We start from the raw sequence: 892 nt of genomic DNA on the forward strand, positions 1-892 counted from the left end.
CGCGGGATTGACGTCGCAATCTTTACGAGTCCCGAGACCATCTATTACCTAGCTGGCCTCGACTATGAGGGCTACTTCTGCCTGCATGCGCTCCTGGTTCCAGCCAATGGTAGGCCGGTGCTGTTCGCGAGAAGCATCGAAACACCCACCATCCTGCGGCAGGCAAAAGACGTCCAATTCATTGGATATGCCGACAATGACGACGTGGCGGCGGCAATCGCGTCGCAACTGGTCGCGATCGCCGGCAAGAGCCCGCGTGTAGCATTGCAAAGGAACAGCGCGTTTAACGTCGCAATCGACGCTCCTCTTCGGGTAGCCCTCCCGAGCGCTGAATTTCTTGACTCATCGGGCATTGTCGAAGAGATGCGTATGGTCAAGTCCCCCTTTGAAATCGGACAGGTTAAACGAGCGGCACAAATCTCCGACATCATGGTTTCAGCAGGACTTGGCACAGCTGGTAACGGCGTGGCCGAAAATACGGTCGCGGCCGAAGTCTATAGGGCCATGATTTCTGCCGGAGGACAGTCCCCTGGTTTCCCCCCGTTCATTAGGTCCGTGGATCGGATATGCGAACCGCACACCACATGGACTTCCCGCGAGCTCAAGACGGGCGACTCGTTCCTTCTCGAGCTCTCGGGCTGTGTCGATAGATATCATGCTCCGATGGCCCGAACGGGCTATGTCGGTCCAGCTCCTGCGTCGGCAAGGAGGCTTTCCGAAATCAGCAACCAAGCACATCTCAAGGCCTTGAATGCGCTGAAGCCAGGTGTTCCCGCGTCGGATGTGCATGCTGCATGGCGGGCTCATCTTGATGCATTCAAGGCGCTCCCGAGGCTCGAGCATTGCGGTTACACGGTCGGGATCTCATTTCCGCCGACCTGGACCGGCGGCC

1 protein-coding gene is annotated in these 892 nt (G+C 58.1%); it reads left to right on the forward strand.

Going from position 1 to position 892, the window contains the following annotated elements; translation table 11 throughout:
• Positions 1-892, forward strand: an 892-nt coding sequence (locus tag NKI59_RS34965) for a M24 family metallopeptidase (RefSeq protein WP_352709069.1), incomplete at both ends; no start/stop codon positions are given.

This window comes from Mesorhizobium sp. M0598, assembly GCF_040320865.1.
In the GTDB taxonomy this organism is placed as follows: Bacteria; Pseudomonadota; Alphaproteobacteria; order Rhizobiales; family Rhizobiaceae; genus Mesorhizobium.